The sequence below is a fragment of the Streptomyces sp. NPDC002088 genome (assembly GCF_040296605.1).
Taxonomy (GTDB): Bacteria; Actinomycetota; Actinomycetes; order Streptomycetales; family Streptomycetaceae; genus Streptomyces.
Genome location: NZ_JBEOXO010000023.1, coordinates 121,091 through 137,594, shown reverse-complemented (window position 1 = coordinate 137,594; position 16,504 = coordinate 121,091). Strand labels below are relative to the sequence as shown.

The window sequence follows — 16,504 nt, the reverse complement described above, 5'->3', positions numbered from 1 at the left end:
CTTCGTGGACCGGCGCCGTATATACATGTAGTATACACGTATATAGTCGCGCCTGGGGAGCCCTGCTCAACTCGCGGTATGGGCGGCGGTCGGGTCCGGGGACCAAAAAGACAGCTCGCAGTGCCGGGAGCGGGGCGGTCGCCGTCGACGTGGTGAAGGCGACAACGACCGCCGAGACGGCCACGGGCGAAGGTCGTACGGTGCCCGCGACGGCCTCTGCGTCCGCGTCACTGCTCGCTCGGGGTCAGGGTGTACCAGACCGTGTGGGCCTGGATGAGTCTGTCCCTGTCACTTCGATGCCGTCCGCGGCCAGGATCATTGCGCAGCCGCACCGTACGAGGGCCTGGTCATCGGCGATGACGGCGCGCAGCGCCGGCCGGTTCACGTGGTCCGCCACGGGATGTCGGCCGTGATCCGGTAGCCCCCGGTGAGGGTCGGACCGGCTGTCAGTTCACCGCCGTATACCTTCAGCCGCTCGTGCAGCCCGATGAGTCCGCGGCCGTTGCCGTCCGGTGGGGGGACGTCGCGGACGGTGCCGGTGTCCGTGACCTCGATCTTCAGCCGGTCCCCGGCGCAGCGGATCGTGACAGAGGCGTCGGCTCCGGGTGCGTGTTTGATCGTGTTGGTGAGGGCCTCCTGTACGACGCGGTACGCGGCGAGGTCCACGCCGGGCGGCAGTGGGTCCGGGGGCAGCGAAAACGAGGTGCCGACCGGTGTTCCGGCGGCGCGTACCCGCTCGATCAGGGCGTCGAGCTGTCCCAGGCCCGGCTGCGGCTCCAGGGCGTCGGCGGGCGAGTCCGGGCGGCCGGTGTCAGGGGCGGCCAGCAGGCCCATCACATGCCGTAGTTCGGCCATCGCGGCCCGGCCGCCGGCTTCGACCGCCAGCAGCGCCTGCTTCGACCGCTCGGGTGCCGCGTCCATGACCTTGCGTGCCGCACCTGCCTGGATGACCATCACGCTCACATTGTGGGTCACGACGTCGTGCAACTCGGCGGCGATTCGGGCCCGTTCCTCCTCCACGGCCTGGCGTGTCGTCTCTTCCTGCGCCTGCTCCAGGCGGGCGAACCGGTCCCGGCTGGCCGCCAGCCGCCGTTGCCAGAAGCGGACGACGCTGGCCAGTGTCCCGGCGACGAGCAGGACGAACGCGGGGCTCGACCATCCCGGCAGTATGGGGTCCGTCTTCCGGAACGCGAAGCCGGCGAGTACGGCGGCGACGATGAGCCCGGCGGTCGCCCCGGCCCGGTGGCGGCTGTACATGACGGCGCTGTAGGCGCCGATGACGCAGGTCAGCACGTTGATCCAGGAGGCCTCGTCGCCGATGGCCAGCGCCGCGCCGAGCACCACCCCGAACACGGCCAGCGGATATCGGCGCCGGGCCGCCAGCGGCAGCGCCGACAGCACGACCAGGGGCCAGGGGGGAGCGGAGACCCCGTCGTCCACAACCAGTGCACCGGGTGCGGGGGGCCGGGGCGGGATCGGCACCCCGTACTCGGTCTTCGTGCCGACGTGGACCGGCCCGTCGCCCGGGTAACGGGCCGCCACAACCAGCGCGACGACCGTCAGCAGGATGGCCAGCACCACGTCGGCTCGCACCGCCCGTCGCGACAGTGGGGTGCCTTTCGCCTCCGGCCGCACCCCGTGGCGCAGTTGCTGACGCCATCCGCGCCGGTTCTCCGTGTCCATCCGCTCATTGTGCGGTCCCCCCCGCCCGGCGGCGCGTCCGCCTGCACGGCCAACGGACCGTCCTGCAGGTGTACTTCGCAGGGATGACCCCGGTGACCGGATCCTCCGTGGGGAGGGCCGGATGTCGGTGCCGCGGCCGACGCGCCCGGACCGCACCCGTCCGTACGTTCGCCGGGCCGGCACAGGCATGACCCTCACAGCCCTCATGACCCTCACAGCCCTCATGACCCTCACGACTTTCACGACCCCAAGGACGGACACCTGCCATGACTCAAGTGATCGAACTGAAAGGCGTGGCGAAGCGCTACGACAGCGCCGGTACGCCCGCACTAGGACCGCTGGACCTCGCTGTCGCCCAGGGTGAGGCCCTCGCCGTGACCGGCCCCTCCGGCAGCGGCAAGTCCACGCTGCTGAACCTCGTCGCCGGCCTCGACAAGCCGACCGAAGGCACCGTGAGCGTTGCAGGGCAGCGGATCGACCGGCTGAACGAGCACGCGCTGGCCCGGTTCCGCCGGGAACGGATCGGTATGGTCTTCCAGTTCTTCAACCTCCTCGACGACCTCACCGTCGCCGACAACATCCAGCTCCCCGCCCAGCTGACCGGGACCGCGCGGCGCAAGGCAGCGGCGCGGGCGGGAGAGCTCATGGAGGTCCTGGGCATCCACAAGCACGCCCGCGCCTATCCGGGCCGGCTCTCGGGGGGCGAACGCCAACGCGTGGCGGTCGCCAGGGCGTTGGTCAACCGGCCCGCGCTGCTGCTCGCCGATGAACCGACCGGCGCACTCGACAGCGCGTCGGGCCAGGACGTACGGGAGCTGCTGATCGATCTGCACCGCGGCGGGCAGACCATCGTGCTCGTCACCCACGACCTGGCGCTGGCCGAGGCATGCGCGAGCCGCACCATCCATCTGGTCGACGGCCAGGTCGCTCTCGACTCCCACGCGCAGGTCGTCCGATGAAGGGCTTCGGCACGGGCGCGTTTCGCCGCGTCGTACGCTCCGGGGTGGGCCGGCGGCGGGTGCAGACCGTGGTGATCGCCGTGGCGACGATGATGGCCGTGGCGGCGACCGTGGTCGCCGGATCCCTCATGGTCGCCGCGAACGCGCCCTTCGACCACGCCTTCGCCCAGCAGAACGGGGCGCACCTCACCGCCGAGTTCGACCCGGCCAAGGCGAGCACCGAGCAGCTCGAAGCGACCGCACAGCTGGCAGGCGTGAGTGCGAGCGCGGGGCCGTACCCCTCCACGACCTTCCGCTGGACGGACTCGGACGGCAGGAAGAGCCCGACGATCACCCTGGTCGGGCGCCCCGGCCCGCACGCCGATGTGGACGACCTGGACCTGACGTCGGGCCGGTGGGCGGCGAAGGCGGGCGAGGTCGTGCTGAGCGCCTCCTTCCAGGGCCCCGCCTTCAAGCTCGGCTCCACCCTGAAGACCTCCGACGCCGCGGACAGCGCGACCCTCAGGGTCGTCGGCTTCGCCACCTCGGCCAGCAGGACCGCCGACGCCTGGGCGACCTCCGGGCAGGTGCGTGCACTGGCGTCGAAGGACAGCCCGGTGAAGAGTCAGATGCTCTACCGCTTCGACGCGGCGGACACGAAGGGGCAGATCACCGCCGACCGCAAGAAACTCGCCGCCGCCGTACCCTCCGGTGCGCTCCTGGGCACCCACTCCTACCTGGACACCAAGCGTGCCGCCGACAATGGCGCGGCCCCGACGATCCCGTTTCTGATCGCTTTCGGCGTCCTCGGCATCGTCATGTCGGTGATCATCATCGGCAGCGTCATCAGCGGCGCGGTCGGCACCAGCCTGCGTAGGATCGGCATCCTCAAGGCCATCGGCTTCACACCACGCGAAGTCGTGCGTGCCTACGTCGCTCAGGCGCTCATTCCGGCAGCCGCCGGCATCGCACTCGGGGTCGTCCTCGGAAACCTGCTGGCTGTGCCACTCCTCGACGACACCGAGCAGGCGTACGGCACCGCCTCCCTGTCGGTCGCCTGGTGGGTGGACGTCGTGGTCCCCGTCGGCGCGCTGCTCGTCGTGGGCATCGCGGCACTGATCCCCGCGCTGCGGGCCGGCAGGCTGCGCACGGTCGAGGCCATCGCCGTCGGCCGGGCACCGCGCACCGGACGCGGCCAGTGGGCACACCGCGTTGCCGGACGGCTGCCGCTGCCCCGGGCGGTGACCTACGGCCTCGCCAGCCCCTTCACCCACCCGGTCCGCACGCTCGCGATGTTGCTCGCGGTGGCCTTCGGCACGATTGCGGCCACCTTCGCGGTGGGGCTCACGTCCTCCCTGAACGCGGTCGGCAAGGCGCAGGACCCCGAAAGCCGGGCCGCGGTCAGCGTCTTCACCGGCGGCCCGGCCGTCGCGAACGGCGGACCTCCCCCCGCGGAGAGCACACCGGATCCCCTTCAGGCCGACCCGGCAAAGGTGAGCGCCGCCATCGAAGCGCAGAAGGGCACCGCCTCGTACTACGGCCTCACCCAGGAGGAAGCCACTGTGGCCGGAGTCTCCGGCACCGTCCAGGCAAGCCTCTACGAGGGCGACTCGCGCGCCGGCAGCTACGCGATGATCTCCGGCCACTGGGTCGCCGGCCCGGGCCAGGTGGTCGTACCCTCCCGTTTCCTGGAAACCACCGGCACCGAGCTCGGCGACACCGTGCGAGTGACCATCGGGAAGGAGACCGCCACCCTGCGCATCGTCGGTGAAGCCTTCGACACCTCGGACGACACACTGGAAATCCACGCAGACCTCGCCGAATTCCCCGCGGCCGACCCCAAGCTCTTCCTGGTCGAAGTGAAACCGGGCGTCTCCCCGGCCGAGTACGCCAGAAAACTCGCCGGACTGGTACGGCCCCTCGGCGGCGACGCCGAGGCCAACTCCCTCTCCGAACAGGAAAACTTCATCCTCATCCTCGACGCGATGGCCGTACTCCTCACCCTCATGCTCGTCTCCGTGGCCGGCCTCGGCGTGCTCAACTCCGTCGTCCTCGACACCCGGGAGCGCGTCCACGACCTGGGCGTGTGCAAGGCGCTCGGCATGTCGCCGCGGCAGACCGTGAGTCTCGTACTCGCCTCGGTGGCCGGCATCGGCGTGCTCGGCGGCCTCGCCGGCGTCCCCGCCGGGTACGCGCTGCATGGATTCGTGCTCCCGGTGATGGGACACGCCGCAGGCACCGATCTGCCGACATCCGTCCTCGACGTGTACGAGCCCCTGCAACTGGTCCTGCTGGGTCTGGCCGGTATCGTCATCGCCCTGCTGGGCGCGCTGCTCCCGGCGGGCTGGGCGGCCAAGGCCCGAACGGCCACGGCCCTGCGCACGGAGTAGGGGCTACGACGACGGTCTCGACGGCCTCGATGGCCTCGACGGCTTCAGTCTGACGACGAGTTCGCGGGGCAGGCCTTGGGTGTCGTGGAGGCACGCGTGGTCCCGTTCCGCTTGCTCGGCGGCCCTTCGTACTCCGGCCGGGAAAGCTGACGACGCCCTGGCTCCATGAGCCTGTCGAACCGCCGTTGCCCTGCCAGGAGAACGTCGCGAACAGGAGCCGTTGTGCTGAGCAGGCGGAAGCGGTCCGGTGTATGGCGCAGGAGCTCCAGGGGCAGCTCGGACAGCGTACGGCGGGATCACGATGGTGCAGGGAGGCCGGCCCGGACACGGCGCAAGGACTGGCGCCGCCGCGTCTTTCTCGGGGCGTGCTCCTCGCCGGTCGAAGCGCCGTCCTTCGGTTCCTCGGCGGGGCGTTGACCTGGTCGGGGAACTTCTTGACCAGGCCCCGGCAGCCCTCGTCCACCTCCGCCTTGCCCGCGGGGTGGAGGCGGAGCCGGTCCGCGGTGCCCTCGGTGCGCATCGGGGTCTGTTCGTGCCGGCGGCTGGGCCGGTCGGTCCCGGGCCCCAGCAGCCGCCCTACGTCGTCGCTGATGGTGGTCTTGGAGGTGTTCTTCGCCGAAGCGATGCAGCTCCCGCTGACCGCGTTCTGCGGTCCGCATCGAGGCCACTCCGCGGCGGCACGGTACAGCGCGGACGGAATCTTCATGGCCGAATGCGATGAGAACCGGCAATGCACCTGAGCCCTCACGCTGAAGCGGGCATCCGTGGCGACGGTGGCGCGGCAAGGCCCTCAGCCTGCGGACGCCCGGTCATGGGCAAGCCCGAGGTCAGTGGTGTGGGGCTCGGACCGACCCGATCGACGTGCGGCAATCATCAGCACAGCGAGTCCGAGCAGGACGAGGGCGGCGCCGACATACAGCGGAGCGGTGTAGCCGAGGCCGACGCTGATGGCGAAGCCGCCGAGCCAGGCGCCCAGGGCGTTGCCGATGTTGGAGGCAGACACGTTGGCGCTGGCGGCGAGCGGCACCCCGCGAGCGTGGTCGGTGACACGGGTGATCAAGCCGGGAACACTGGCGAACCCGAACAGCCCCGTCAGGAAGACCAGGACCACCGACGCGGTGGGGCTCGCGGCCAGCAGCCCGAACGTGGCGAGAGTGACGGTGAGACCGGCCAAGGACGCGATCAAAGCAAGGTCGCGATTGCGGTCGGCGGCTCGTCCACCGACCATGTTCCCGATCACGAGGCCGCTGCCGTACACGACCAGCAGCCAGGCGACATCCGTGCTCGAGAAGCCGGTGACCCGGGTGAAGGTGTAGGCGAGGTAGCTGAACGCGCCGAACATCCCGCCGTAACCGAGCGCGGTGGCGGCAAGGGTCAGCCAGACCTGCCCCGACCGGAAGGCGCGCAGTTGGGTACGCAGCCCGTCCGCCCGGCCGGTGGCCGTGCCGGAATCCTTGGAGGAATGCGGCCGGCTCGCGGCGCCGGCCCAGCCCGGCACGAACACAGCGATGGCGACCGCGGCGACGACGCCTACGCAGGTGATCGCCCAGAACGTAGCGCGCCAGCCCCAGCGTTCGCCGACCAGGGCGCCGAACGGTACGCCGAGCACGTTCGCGACCGTCAGCCCGGCGAACATCACCGCCACCGCCCTCGACGCCCGCTCGGGGGCGACCAAGCGCCGTGCGACGAGCGAGCCGATGCCGAAGAACGAGCCGTGGCACAGCGCTGCGATCACGCGTCCGAGCAGCATCAGCGGATAGTTCGGTGCGATGGCGGACAGGAGGTTGCCGACGACGAACAGCGCCACCAACCCGGTGAGGACCGTCTTGCGGGGCAGGCCGGCGGTGGCGGCGGTCACCACGATCGCGCCGACCGCGACCGTCAGGGCGTACCCGGAGATCAGCCACCCCGCCGCGGCCTCGGACACCGCCAGACTCCGACCCACTTGAGGGAGCAGCCCTGCGATAACGAACTCGGTCAAGCCGATCCCGAAGCTGCCGAGAGCGAGCGCACCGAGCCCGGCGGGCATCTGCCGTGTACTGCCGATCGGTTGGGTGTTCATCACACCATCATCATGCGGAACGAGCCCGCAAACAGACGGAGCTGCCCGGCGCTGGGGCGGGCCGCTCCTGTCACGGCTCCTGTTCACCGCTCCTGTTCACGGCTCCTGTTCACGGCTCGTGTCACCGCTCAGGTCCCCGGCTCAACGTCGGACCGCCGTCAGAGCTTCAGCCGAACCAGCACCAGGGCCACGGCGGCCACGACGATGCCCATGACCGGGACCGAGATCAGGGCGTCCCACTCCTGCTCGACGCTCTTGTCCTGCTTGTCGATCACGCGGGCCGGGGCCGGTGGCGAACAGCTGTTCCGCCATCGGCCACACCGCGTGGCGGGGGCGGACTCAGGACCGGACGGCGCCTGCCGTACAACCGCGCGTGCGGGTTGACGACGTAACGATCGGGCAGGGTGGGGGGATGCCTGAGTCGTCCTTGCCCGGAGGTTTCGTCAATGCCGTCGTTCGTGTCGGAGACACGGTGCGCCGTCCCGCCTCGGCTCGAACCACGTTCGTGGGTGATCTGCTGAGGCTGCTCGAAGCCGGTGCTTGGAACGGGGCTCCGCGGTTTCTCGGTGTGGACGAGCAGGGTCGTGAGGTCCTCGGTTACCTCGCCGGGCATGTGGCGTGGGAGCCGCGGCAGCCTGCTGCTGTGTCGTCGGACGAAAGTCTGGTGGCGGTTGCCCGGCTTGTGCGTGAGTTCCATGACCTGACGGCCGGGACTCCACTGGCCGGGGACCAGGAGGTCGTGTGTCATAACGACCTCTCGCCCAAGAACACGGTCTATCGGCTGCTCGGTGGCGAGCTTCGGCCGGTGGCCTTCCTTGACTGGGACCTTGCTGCGCCGGGGGCGCGGATCCACGACGTGGCCCATGTCTGCTGGCAGTACCTCGGTCTCGGCCCTGCGGTGGCCGACATCGGGGATGCGTCCAGACGTATGCGGCTGATCGCTGACACTTATGGGCTGTTGGGCCGGCGACGACTTGTGTCCACAATCTTGTGGTGGCAGGACCGGTGCTGGCGGGGCATCGACACGGGGGCGGATGCGGGCGACATCGCGATGGCCCGGCTCCGTGACGCTGGGGTGGTCACAGAAGTGCGGAGGGCGTTTCAGTGGGTCTCCGATCATCGGGATGCCTTGGAACACTCATTGAGGTGAGCGTGCGGTGACGGTCACTCCGCTGCTCCACAGTGGTCACCACGGGCACCGCGACGCGCTCCGCCGTCGCAGGGCGTGTTCGACGGCTTCCTCGGGGTGTGCCCGCCCGTCCAGGAGGTGTACCCCAACGATCCCGGCGCCACCGTTGAAGGTGTCACGGGAGCCGAGTTGACGGCCGACGAGTTGGAGTACGACGCGCCGGAACTGCTCATCGGCTGGGTCTGGACCACCGAGGCGGACCTGCTGTGCCGGCGGGCATCCAGCTGTTCGGTTCACGGTCCCTCGAGCGGGAAACTTCGGATTCGGGGCCTCAGCCTGGCCGTACGCCGGCGACCGGGTCCCGTCCAACAGACGGAACCCGCCTGGGCGGGAGCGGGGAGGGTGTCACCTGCCGGAGCCGAGCGTGAGCACGGGCCGCTCCAGATCGAACCAGACGGCGAGGTCCAGTGTTCTTTCCAGACCGTTGCGGTCTGGGGTGGTGACCTGGCCGGGTTCGGTACGGGTGATCTGCTGCAGTCTGCTGCGGTCCACAAGGTCGAGGGCGGAGTTGTTGCCTTCGGACAGCAGGTCACGGACTTGGTTTTGCAACTCCAGGACATAAGCAGGGTCCTGGGTCGAGGGGTACGGGCTTTTGACTCGTTCGAGGACCGATTGCGGCAGGAGGTCCGTGGTGGCGTGTCTCAGCAGGCTCTTCTCACGGCCGTCGAAGGTCTTCAGTGACCAGGGGGTGTTGAAGACGTACTCGACCAGGCGATGATCGCAGAACGGGACGCGCACCTCCAGGCCGGTGGCCATGCTCATCCGGTCCTTCCGGTCCAGCAGGATGCGCACCATGCGGGTCAGGTGGAGGTAGCTCACCTCCCGCATCCGGCGTTCCAGCGGATCGTGCTCACCGTCGAGGCGCGGCACCTCGGCCAGGGCCTCCTCATAGCGCTGAGCCGTGTAACCCTGCAGGTCCAGGCGCTCCCGCAACCCCGGTTCGAGCACCGAACCGCCGTCGCGGCCGCGCTGGCTCTCCATGGCCACCAGCCAGGGGAAGGTGCCGGCGTCGCGTGCGACAGGGTCGTGGAACCATGCGTAGCCGCCGAAGACCTCGTCTGCGGACTCGCCGGACAACGCCACCGTGGAGTGCTGCCGGATCGCGCGGAACAGCATCAGCAGTGACTGGTCCATGTCGCCGAGACCGAGAGGCAGGTCCCGGGCCCGTACCGCGGCGGCGCGCACGCTGGGTTCCGCCAGTTCCTTGGCGTCGAGCACGATGTCTTCGTGTCTGGTTCCGGCGTGCTGGGCGACCTCGTGCACGTACGGGGTGTCCGGGGTGGCCCGCAGCTCATCGGGGACGAAGTGTTCGGTCTGGCCGACGAAGTCGACGGCGAAGCTGCGTACCTTCTCCTTGCCGCGCAGTTGCTCGGCCGCCAGTGCGGTGATCGCGCTGGAGTCCAAGCCGCCGGACAACAAGATGCACCGCGGCACGTCGGCGACCAGCTGTCGGCGGACGATGTCGTCGAGCAGTTCGCGCACCCGCGCCACGGTGTCCTCGCGGCTGTCCGTGTGCTCCGCCGCGCGCAGGTGCCAGTAGCGGCGTGTACGCACGCCTGTGCGGTCGACGGTCACCACCGTGCCCGGTTCCACCTCGCGCATTCCTGCCCAGACGGCGTGTCCGGGGGTCTTGACCATGGAGAACAGTTCGCGCAGGCCCTCCAGGTCCACTTCGCGGGGCACCATGGGGTTCGCCAGGACGGCCTTGGGTTCGGAACCGAAGAGCACGCCGTCGTCGGTGAGGAAGTAATACAGCGGCTTGATGCCCATCCGGTCACGCATCAGCAGTAGCTGATCGGTCCGGCCGTCCCAGATCGCGAAGGCGTACATGCCGTTCAGCCGCTCGGGGAGCTCGGCGCCCCATTCCAGGTAACCGCGCAGCACCACCTCGGTGTCGCTGTCGGTGTGGAAGCGGTGGCCACGGCGGCGCAGTTCCTCCCGCAGCTCCACGAAGGTGTAGACCTCTCCGGAGTAGACCAGGACCACGTCTCCTTCCGGGGTGTGCTCGACCATCGGCTGGGTGCCCCCGGGCAGGTCGATGATGGCGAGCCGACGGTGGCCCATGGCCGCGTGCTCGTCGAGCCAGAGGCCCTGCGCGTCGGGACCGCGGCAGGCCATCGTGGCGTTCATGGATTCGGCGGTGGAGCGTTCCTGGCGCAGGTCACGCCGGTAGGACACCCAGCCGGAGATTCCGCACATCCGATGGCCCTCCTGGTCGGGGAGAAGTGTCAACAGTCATAAGTGCTCATACTTCTCGTAAGTTATCAAAATGGGCATATTTTGGACTGTGGTGGAGGGCGCCGGCTTCGCCGGCGGAATTTCAACCTGGCCGGTCCAAGGACGGCTGACTCGGTCTCTCGCGCTACGGGGCCGCCTGGATGCGGCCCGCGGGGGTGTGGGCCCGACAGCTCGCCTCGAGCGAGTACTTCACGGAGGACTACCCGTTCGCCGCGCGGCGGAGTGGCGGCACTCGCCCAGGTCTCGCACGTCTGTACCGCCACCGGGGCCTGCCTACGGGTACGTGCCCCAGACATCGTTGAGCAGGCAGAATGAGCTGACGACGGACCTGCCCAGCAGTCACGGCACCGTTGCAGTACCAGGGGATCCGTGCTCCGGAGTCTGGCGAAGTCGGAGGCCTGCGTCGGCCGGCCGATCCGCATCGCCCTCGCGCACCTCGTCCGCGATTGAGCCCGCACGTGCGACGGACCCTGGCCCCTGCCGGGTCCGGGATCCGCTGGTCATTCACGCACTCGACGAGGCGATCGTCAGTCGGTCACTGACCATGGCCCGTTCGGGGTGCCCGGAACCTGGTTGCGGGTGTACCACTTCGCCTTGTACATCGTGCCCTGATAGATCGCGACGTCTCCGGCCTGGAAGATCCTCGACGCGGTCCACATCGGGGTGCCGTCCTCGGCCGGCGTGATCTCCTGCCACGGCCCGGTCGGGTCGCCCGGCTTCTGGTTCTGCGTCCACCACGACGCCTGGTAGAGCTTGCCCTGGTAGCTCACCGTGTCACCGGTGTCGTAGACCGTCGAGGAGTTCCATGCCGTCGGCAGACCGACCGTCACGGTGACCGTGGCGGTCGCCGGGGTCGGCAGGTCACTGCCGGCGTAGGACGCGGTCAGGTCGTGGCTGCCCACGGCCAGAGCGGTCGGCAGGTGTACTGTCCGTACGCGCTGACGTCACACCCGAGACCGGTGAGGGCCCGGCCGCCGACATGCGCGTGCTGCGGCTGGCCAAGGAGTCGGCGGTCAAGGCTCGCACGCAGGCGAAGAACCAGCTCAAGTCCGTGCTGCTCGGAGTCGATCCCGCGTTGGGCGAGGCGCTGTCCACGCTCGGCAACGCAGTCCTGATCGTCGGCTGCGCCGAACTTCCCGGCACTGGCGACGCTGCCGTCTTCACGCTCCGACTGCCGGCCCGGCGCATCCGGCAGCTGTCCGCCGAGGCGAAGGAGTTCGCCCGCGGGGTCACCAACGCAGTCCGTCGCTGGCTTCCGTAGCCTCTGGACATCATCCGCGTCGGCCCGACAGTGCCGCTGCCCTGCTGATCGCCGCCGGCCCCGAGCGGCCGGCCGGCGAGGCGTCATTCGCCGCTCTGTGCGGTCGGCCCTATTGAGCAGCTTGACCGGCCATAACGGCCTACTCGACGGTCCGCTACTCGGGGTGGCCCAGGGCTCCGCCATCCAGCGTCAGGCCCGCGGGGTCCAGGCCGCCACCAGGTCGAGCAGGCCGGGGAACCTGGCGTTGAGGTCGTCGACGCGTACGTGGCTGCGGCGTTCGAGCCCGTACTGGCGCTGACGCGTGACCCCCGCCTCGCGCAGCGCCTTGAAGTGGTGCGTGAGCGATGACTTGGGCCGGTCGAAGCCGAACCAGCCGCAGGTGTGGTCGAAGTCCTCTGACTCCAGGAGGAGTTTGCGGACGATCGTCAGCCGCAAGGGGTCGCTGAGCGCGCCCAGCACGGTCTCCAGACGCAACTCGTCGACTGCCGGCTCCGGCAGCGGTTCGGGCAGGTCGGACGGCTCGGGGAGCACCTTGATGGCGGGTGCGGCGGCCGTGGGTGCGGGCACAGGCAACTCCTTAATGACGCGATTCCTATGTACGACTTCTATCGTACTGCATGCTAAGTTCGACTCAACTCGTACTGCTGGAGAGTCGGCAGAGAGATCGGGAGGAACAGCCATGTCCGAGACCCGGGCCGCATCCGTCCAGGCCATCGACGGGAGGCGACGAACAGACACCGCGGAAGCCGGTGGGCGGTCCGTCGCGCCGCTGAGGTGGGTGTGGCTGGCCGCATGGCCGGTCACCGCCGTCTTCGTGCTCTCGAACGCGGCGACGCCGCTGTATGCGCTGTGGCAGCGCGACATCGGATTCTCCAAGGGCACCCTGACCGTGGTGTTCGCCTTCTACATCGTCGGCCTCCTCGGCTCGCTGCTGGTCTCCGGCGTGGTCTCGGACCGGGTCGGCCGCAAGCCCGTCCTGCTGCCGGCCCTGGTGCTCGCCCTGGCCGCCTGCCTGATCTTCGCGACCGCCACCAGCGTGGCCGCACTGATCGTGGCGCGGCTGTTCACCGGCATCGCGGTCGGCGCCGTCGTCTCGGCCGGCATGGCTGCGGTGACCGACGTCGCCGGACCCGAGCGCAAGCGGATCGCCGCCCTGCTCGCCTCCTGCGCGATGGTCTTCGGCGCCGGACTGGGCCCGCTGCTCGCCGGTGTGCTCTCCGAGGCGGCGCCCGCGCCGACCGTCACCGTCTTCGTCGTCGAGGCCGTACTCCTGATCACCGCGGTGCTCGCCGTGCTGCGCATGCCGGTGCGCCGTCCCGAGGTGCGCGCCAAGGGAGCCTGGGTGCGGGTGCCCGGAGTCCCGCGCGGCAACGGCCGTCAACTCGCCCTGGGCATAGCGGTGTTCGCGCCCGGCATCACTGCCACGTCCTTCGTGCTCTCGCTCGGCCCCTCGCTGCTGTCCGGACTGCTCGGCACCACCAGCCGGATCGTCGCCGGAGCCATGGCGTTCGTGATGTTCCTCGCCGCCACCGGGGTTCAGTTCGCCGTGCAGGGGATGAGTCGCCGCACCATCCTCACGGCCGGCGCGGTGAGCACCACGCTGAGCATGGTCACGCTGATCGTCGCCGTGCACACCTCTTCGGTGCCGGTCCTCGTCATCTCCGCGCTGCTCGCCGGCGCCGGCCAGGGCATGGGTCAGCTCGGCGGCCTGTCGCTGCTCAACTCCAGCATCCCGCCCCAGCGCCTCGCCGAGGCCAACGCCGCGCTCAACGTGGGCGGTTACATTCCGGCCGGCATCCTGCCCGTCTCCGCCGGCTACCTCAGCGACGCGGCGGGCCTGACCAACGGCGCCACGATCTTCGGCGCCGTCCTCATGGGCCTCGCGGTCATCGGCGGCCTGGTGGTCCTCGCCACTCGGCGCCAGGTGACACACCCGGCCTGACAGGCCACGAGAGATGGCGCGCTCCCGGGGAGCGGTGCACCGCTGGACGGCGGTGATACACCGCTCCCCGGGAGCGCGGTGTGCACGGTCGGCCGTGCGTGCGCGCTCAGTCGGCCCGGACCGCACGAGGGCGGGCGCGGGCTACTGTCCGACTGCGGGCGGATCTCGCGGTGGGCATACACGTACGGCTGGAGGCCAGGGGAGTCGCCGAACCCGCCGCTCCGCCACTGTTGCAGCGCCCGCACGGCGCGCCGCAGTCGCGCTTCGTGCCGGTAGCGCACCGAACTGGGGGCCACGGTTCTTCGTACAGACTCGGTGCCTCGAAGGGTTGCCCAAGTCTGGCTGGATGCTGGCTACTTTGTGTACACGGACTTGCCAACGCCTTGACGATTCGTTCCATGTACGTTCAACCAATCGTCTGTGACTGCGTTGTGTGTCGTCCCTAAGGTCCCTGAAGGTTGTGAAAGAAGGGACTCATGGACACACTCCTCGCGGTCCGGGGTCGCGGGATCACCAAGTGTTTCGGCGACGTCGTCGCACTCGACGGCGTCGAACTGGACGTGGCACAGGGGCAGATCCACGGTTTGGTCGGACCGAACGGCGCCGGGAAGACGACATTGCTCGGCCTGCTGCTCGGCCTGGCTGTCGCTGACAGCGGCCGCCTCGAGATCCTGGGTACGCCGGTCGGGCGGGCGCTCGCCGCTCCCGATGGTGTCGCGGGCTTCGTGGACGGGCCCGGTCTCTACCCCTCGCTCACCGCCAGGCAGAACCTCGCCGCGCTGGCCGCTCTCCGCGGTCGCGACGCGCGGACAGCGGGAATCGACGACGTGCTCGACCAGGTCGGGCTCACCGATGTCGCCGACGACGGGACCCGCGGTTTCTCCCTCGGCATGCGTCAGCGGCTCGGGCTCGCCGCCGCCCTGCTCACCAAACCCCGGCTGCTCGTGCTCGACGAACCTTCCAACGGCCTCGACCCGGCCGGGAAAAGACACGTCCACCGTGTCCTCACCCGGCTCGCGGCGGACGGAACCAGTGTCGTGCTCTCGAGCCACCGCATGGACGACCTCGAGGCACTGTGCTCCGAGGTCACCATCCTCGCCACCGGACGGGTCGTCTTCTCCGGCCCGCTGAGCAAGCTGGCCGCCGAGAACCGTGAACTCGACTACCGGCTGGCCACCTCCGACCCGCAGGCCGCCCGCCGGCTGGCCGTTGACACGGCCGGGATCGGCGTCGTAGACGAAGCCGGGGCGCGGCACGACGCCGAGGCGTTCGTCGTGCGCGCGCTGGTGCCCGCCCTCGACGAACTGGTGGTGAGGCTCGTGCACGCGGGCATCGCGGTGCGCGAGCTCGCACCCATGGTGTCGCCGCTGGAAGCCGCCTTCCTCGCCCTCACCGAACAACAGGAGGCGGGCCGATGACCGCGACCGCGACCGTGACCGAGACCGCGATCATTGCCGACGACGACGTCGTCCGGGTCCACCCCGTCTCGGTGGCACGCGCCTACCGCTTCGAACTGGTCAAGCTGGTCTCGCAATGGCGTATCCGTCTGCTGGTTCTCGCCTGTTGGATCGTGCCGGCGCTCTTCGTCGCCGCGGTGAGCCAGCAGAGCACGCTCCCCTCCGACACTCTCTTCGGTCGCTGGATGCACGCCACGGGGTGGGCCGGATCGCTGGTGGTGCTCGGCTTCGCGGGCAGCTGGGCGCTCCCGCTGCTGACCTCGGTGGTCGCCGGCGACGTGTTCGCCTCCGAGGACCGGCTCGGCACCTGGCGCCACCTGCTGGTGGCGGTCCGGTCGCCTCGACGGATCTTCGTGGCGAAGGCGCTGGCCAGCCTCACCGTCATCCTGCTGCTCGTGGCGGGGTTGGCGTGTTCCAGCGCGGTCGGCGGGGTCGTGGCGGTCGGCAACCAGCCGCTGGTCGGCCTCGACGGCCACTTGTTGACGCCTTCGGACGCCGCCGGTGAGGTCATCCTCGCCTGGGTGTGCGTGCTCGCCCCGACGCTGGCCCTCGCCGCGATCGGACTACTCGGGTCGGTCGGGCTGGGGCGGTCCCCGATGGGGCTGCTGCTGCCCGCGCTCGTCGCGCTCGTGATGCAGCTCGCCCAGATGCTGCCGCTGCCCGTGGCCGTACGCCTCGCCCTGCCCGGCTACGCCTTCATCGCCTGGAACGGTCTGTTCACCAGCCCGGCACAGGTCGAACCCCTCCTGATCGGCATCGCGGTCAGCCTGGTGTGGGCCGTGACCGTGACAGCGCTGGCGTACCTCCTTTTCCTGCGGCGCGACTTCACCAACCCGACCAACGAAAGCACGGGGCGCCGCGCGATCACCACCGGACTCCTGCCGCTGGTCGGACTGGTCGCCCTCACGGTTGCGGTCGTCGCCGTGGCGACGCCGTCAATGGGTTCCGGAATCGAGCAGGGCAAGGTCCAGCGGTCGGTCGCCACGGCATTCGCCCACCTCTACCGCACGCAGACCGAGCAGCTCAACCGCCCCGACGTCACCGAGGCACGGCTGCGGGTCACGGCGGCGTGCAACAAGGGCGGCGGCCAAGTCGCCGCCCATGGGCCGGGCAACGACTGGCGTTGCGTCGTCACCTGGCATCTTCCCGGCGTCGAGGCCGCGGGGACGGCCATCTACCAGCTCGACGTCACCTCAGACGGGCGTTTCGTGGCCGATGGCGACGGACCGAAGGAAGTGAACGGCTATTTCCTGGTCCGGACCTCGACCGGGGACGCACCTAACCCGCTGTGGCAGTTCGACGGCAACGTCGAACTACTCTCCACCACCCCGAAGGGATGACTCA

General features: G+C 69.8%; 12 protein-coding genes and 1 pseudogene. 7 read left to right on the top strand and 6 right to left on the bottom strand.

Annotation, left to right across the window (positions count from 1 at the left end; translation table 11 throughout):
- Positions 1–286: 286 nt before the first annotated feature.
- Together ABT114_RS37165 and ABT114_RS37160 are read right to left on the bottom strand one after the other, a co-directional pair.
- Positions 287–397: pseudogene (locus tag ABT114_RS37165) on the bottom strand (DNA-binding response regulator); the annotation flags it as partial.
- On the bottom strand, positions 382–1,683 hold the full coding sequence (locus ABT114_RS37160) for a sensor histidine kinase (RefSeq protein ID WP_351147686.1): 1,302 nt from the start codon (positions 1,681–1,683) through the stop codon (positions 382–384). The gene ABT114_RS37160 and the pseudogene ABT114_RS37165, both read right to left, overlap by 16 nt.
- A gap of 266 nt (positions 1,684–1,949) precedes the next feature.
- Here ABT114_RS37160 and ABT114_RS37155 point away from each other — a divergent pair, with 266 nt between their 5' ends.
- Together ABT114_RS37155 and ABT114_RS37150 are read left to right on the top strand one after the other, a co-directional pair.
- Positions 1,950–2,642: an ABC transporter ATP-binding protein gene (locus ABT114_RS37155; RefSeq protein ID WP_351147683.1), complete on the top strand. Its 693-nt coding sequence runs from the start codon at positions 1,950–1,952 to the stop codon at positions 2,640–2,642.
- On the top strand, positions 2,639–5,011 hold the full coding sequence (locus ABT114_RS37150) for an ABC transporter permease (protein WP_351147680.1): 2,373 nt from the start codon (positions 2,639–2,641) through the stop codon (positions 5,009–5,011). Before ABT114_RS37155 ends, ABT114_RS37150 begins: the two co-directional genes overlap by 4 nt.
- A 790-nt stretch (positions 5,012–5,801) precedes the next feature.
- Here ABT114_RS37150 and ABT114_RS37145 read toward each other — a convergent pair.
- Positions 5,802–7,040 carry an MFS transporter gene (locus ABT114_RS37145; protein ID WP_351147831.1) on the bottom strand — a complete coding sequence of 413 codons (1,239 nt, stop codon included), beginning with the start codon at positions 7,038–7,040 and terminating at the stop codon, positions 5,802–5,804.
- A 445-nt stretch (positions 7,041–7,485) separates the two neighbouring features.
- Between ABT114_RS37145 and ABT114_RS37140 the strand changes: the two genes are divergently transcribed.
- Positions 7,486–8,223: a phosphotransferase gene (locus ABT114_RS37140; RefSeq protein ID WP_351147677.1), complete on the top strand. Its 738-nt coding sequence runs from the start codon at positions 7,486–7,488 to the stop codon at positions 8,221–8,223.
- A 384-nt stretch (positions 8,224–8,607) separates the two neighbouring features.
- On the opposite strand, the gene asnB is transcribed toward ABT114_RS37140, so the two are convergent.
- Positions 8,608–10,461: an asparagine synthase (glutamine-hydrolyzing) gene (gene asnB / locus ABT114_RS37135; RefSeq protein ID WP_351147674.1), complete on the bottom strand. Its 1,854-nt coding sequence runs from the start codon at positions 10,459–10,461 to the stop codon at positions 8,608–8,610.
- A 566-nt stretch (positions 10,462–11,027) separates the two neighbouring features.
- Positions 11,028–11,402 (bottom strand): carbohydrate-binding protein, encoded by a 375-nt coding sequence (locus ABT114_RS37130; protein WP_351147672.1) that lies wholly within the window; start codon positions 11,400–11,402, stop codon positions 11,028–11,030.
- Between the two features lie 77 nt (positions 11,403–11,479).
- Here ABT114_RS37130 and ABT114_RS37125 point away from each other — a divergent pair, with 77 nt between their 5' ends.
- Positions 11,480–11,761 carry a hypothetical protein gene (locus ABT114_RS37125; RefSeq protein ID WP_351147669.1) on the top strand — a complete coding sequence of 94 codons (282 nt, stop codon included), beginning with the start codon at positions 11,480–11,482 and terminating at the stop codon, positions 11,759–11,761.
- Positions 11,762–11,950: 189 nt separating this feature from the next.
- Here ABT114_RS37125 and ABT114_RS37120 read toward each other — a convergent pair whose 3' ends face one another.
- Positions 11,951–12,328: an ArsR/SmtB family transcription factor gene (locus ABT114_RS37120; protein ID WP_351147666.1), complete on the bottom strand. Its 378-nt coding sequence runs from the start codon at positions 12,326–12,328 to the stop codon at positions 11,951–11,953.
- Between the two features lie 112 nt (positions 12,329–12,440).
- On the opposite strand from ABT114_RS37120, the gene ABT114_RS37115 reads away from it, so the two are divergent.
- From ABT114_RS37115 to ABT114_RS37105, 3 genes are all read left to right on the top strand, one after another.
- A complete protein-coding gene (locus ABT114_RS37115) occupies positions 12,441–13,703 on the top strand; it encodes an MFS transporter (protein WP_351147663.1) in 1,263 nt (420 codons plus the stop codon).
- A gap of 476 nt (positions 13,704–14,179) precedes the next feature.
- Positions 14,180–15,121, top strand: coding sequence for an ABC transporter ATP-binding protein (locus ABT114_RS37110; protein ID WP_351147660.1), 942 nt, complete (start codon positions 14,180–14,182; stop codon positions 15,119–15,121).
- Positions 15,118–16,500 carry an ABC transporter permease gene (locus ABT114_RS37105; protein ID WP_351147658.1) on the top strand — a complete coding sequence of 461 codons (1,383 nt, stop codon included), beginning with the start codon at positions 15,118–15,120 and terminating at the stop codon, positions 16,498–16,500. Before ABT114_RS37110 ends, ABT114_RS37105 begins: the two co-directional genes overlap by 4 nt.
- Positions 16,501–16,504: the final 4 nt, after the last annotated feature.

Bases quoted from the DNA above. Each gene is read 5' to 3' on its own strand.
- ABT114_RS37160 (WP_351147686.1), bottom strand. From the start codon at position 1,683: ATGGACACGGAGAACCGGCGCGGATGGCGTCAGCAACTGCGCCACGGG.
- ABT114_RS37155 (WP_351147683.1), top strand. From the start codon at position 1,950: ATGACTCAAGTGATCGAACTGAAAGGCGTGGCGAAGCGCTACGACAGC.
- ABT114_RS37150 (WP_351147680.1), top strand. From the start codon at position 2,639: ATGAAGGGCTTCGGCACGGGCGCGTTTCGCCGCGTCGTACGCTCCGGG.
- ABT114_RS37145 (WP_351147831.1), bottom strand. From the start codon at position 7,040: ATGCCCGCCGGGCTCGGTGCGCTCGCTCTCGGCAGCTTCGGGATCGGC.
- ABT114_RS37140 (WP_351147677.1), top strand. From the start codon at position 7,486: ATGCCTGAGTCGTCCTTGCCCGGAGGTTTCGTCAATGCCGTCGTTCGT.
- asnB (WP_351147674.1), bottom strand. From the start codon at position 10,461: ATGTGCGGAATCTCCGGCTGGGTGTCCTACCGGCGTGACCTGCGCCAG.
- ABT114_RS37125 (WP_351147669.1), top strand. From the start codon at position 11,480: ATGCGCGTGCTGCGGCTGGCCAAGGAGTCGGCGGTCAAGGCTCGCACG.
- ABT114_RS37115 (WP_351147663.1), top strand. From the start codon at position 12,441: ATGTCCGAGACCCGGGCCGCATCCGTCCAGGCCATCGACGGGAGGCGA.
- ABT114_RS37110 (WP_351147660.1), top strand. From the start codon at position 14,180: ATGGACACACTCCTCGCGGTCCGGGGTCGCGGGATCACCAAGTGTTTC.
- ABT114_RS37105 (WP_351147658.1), top strand. From the start codon at position 15,118: ATGACCGCGACCGCGACCGTGACCGAGACCGCGATCATTGCCGACGAC.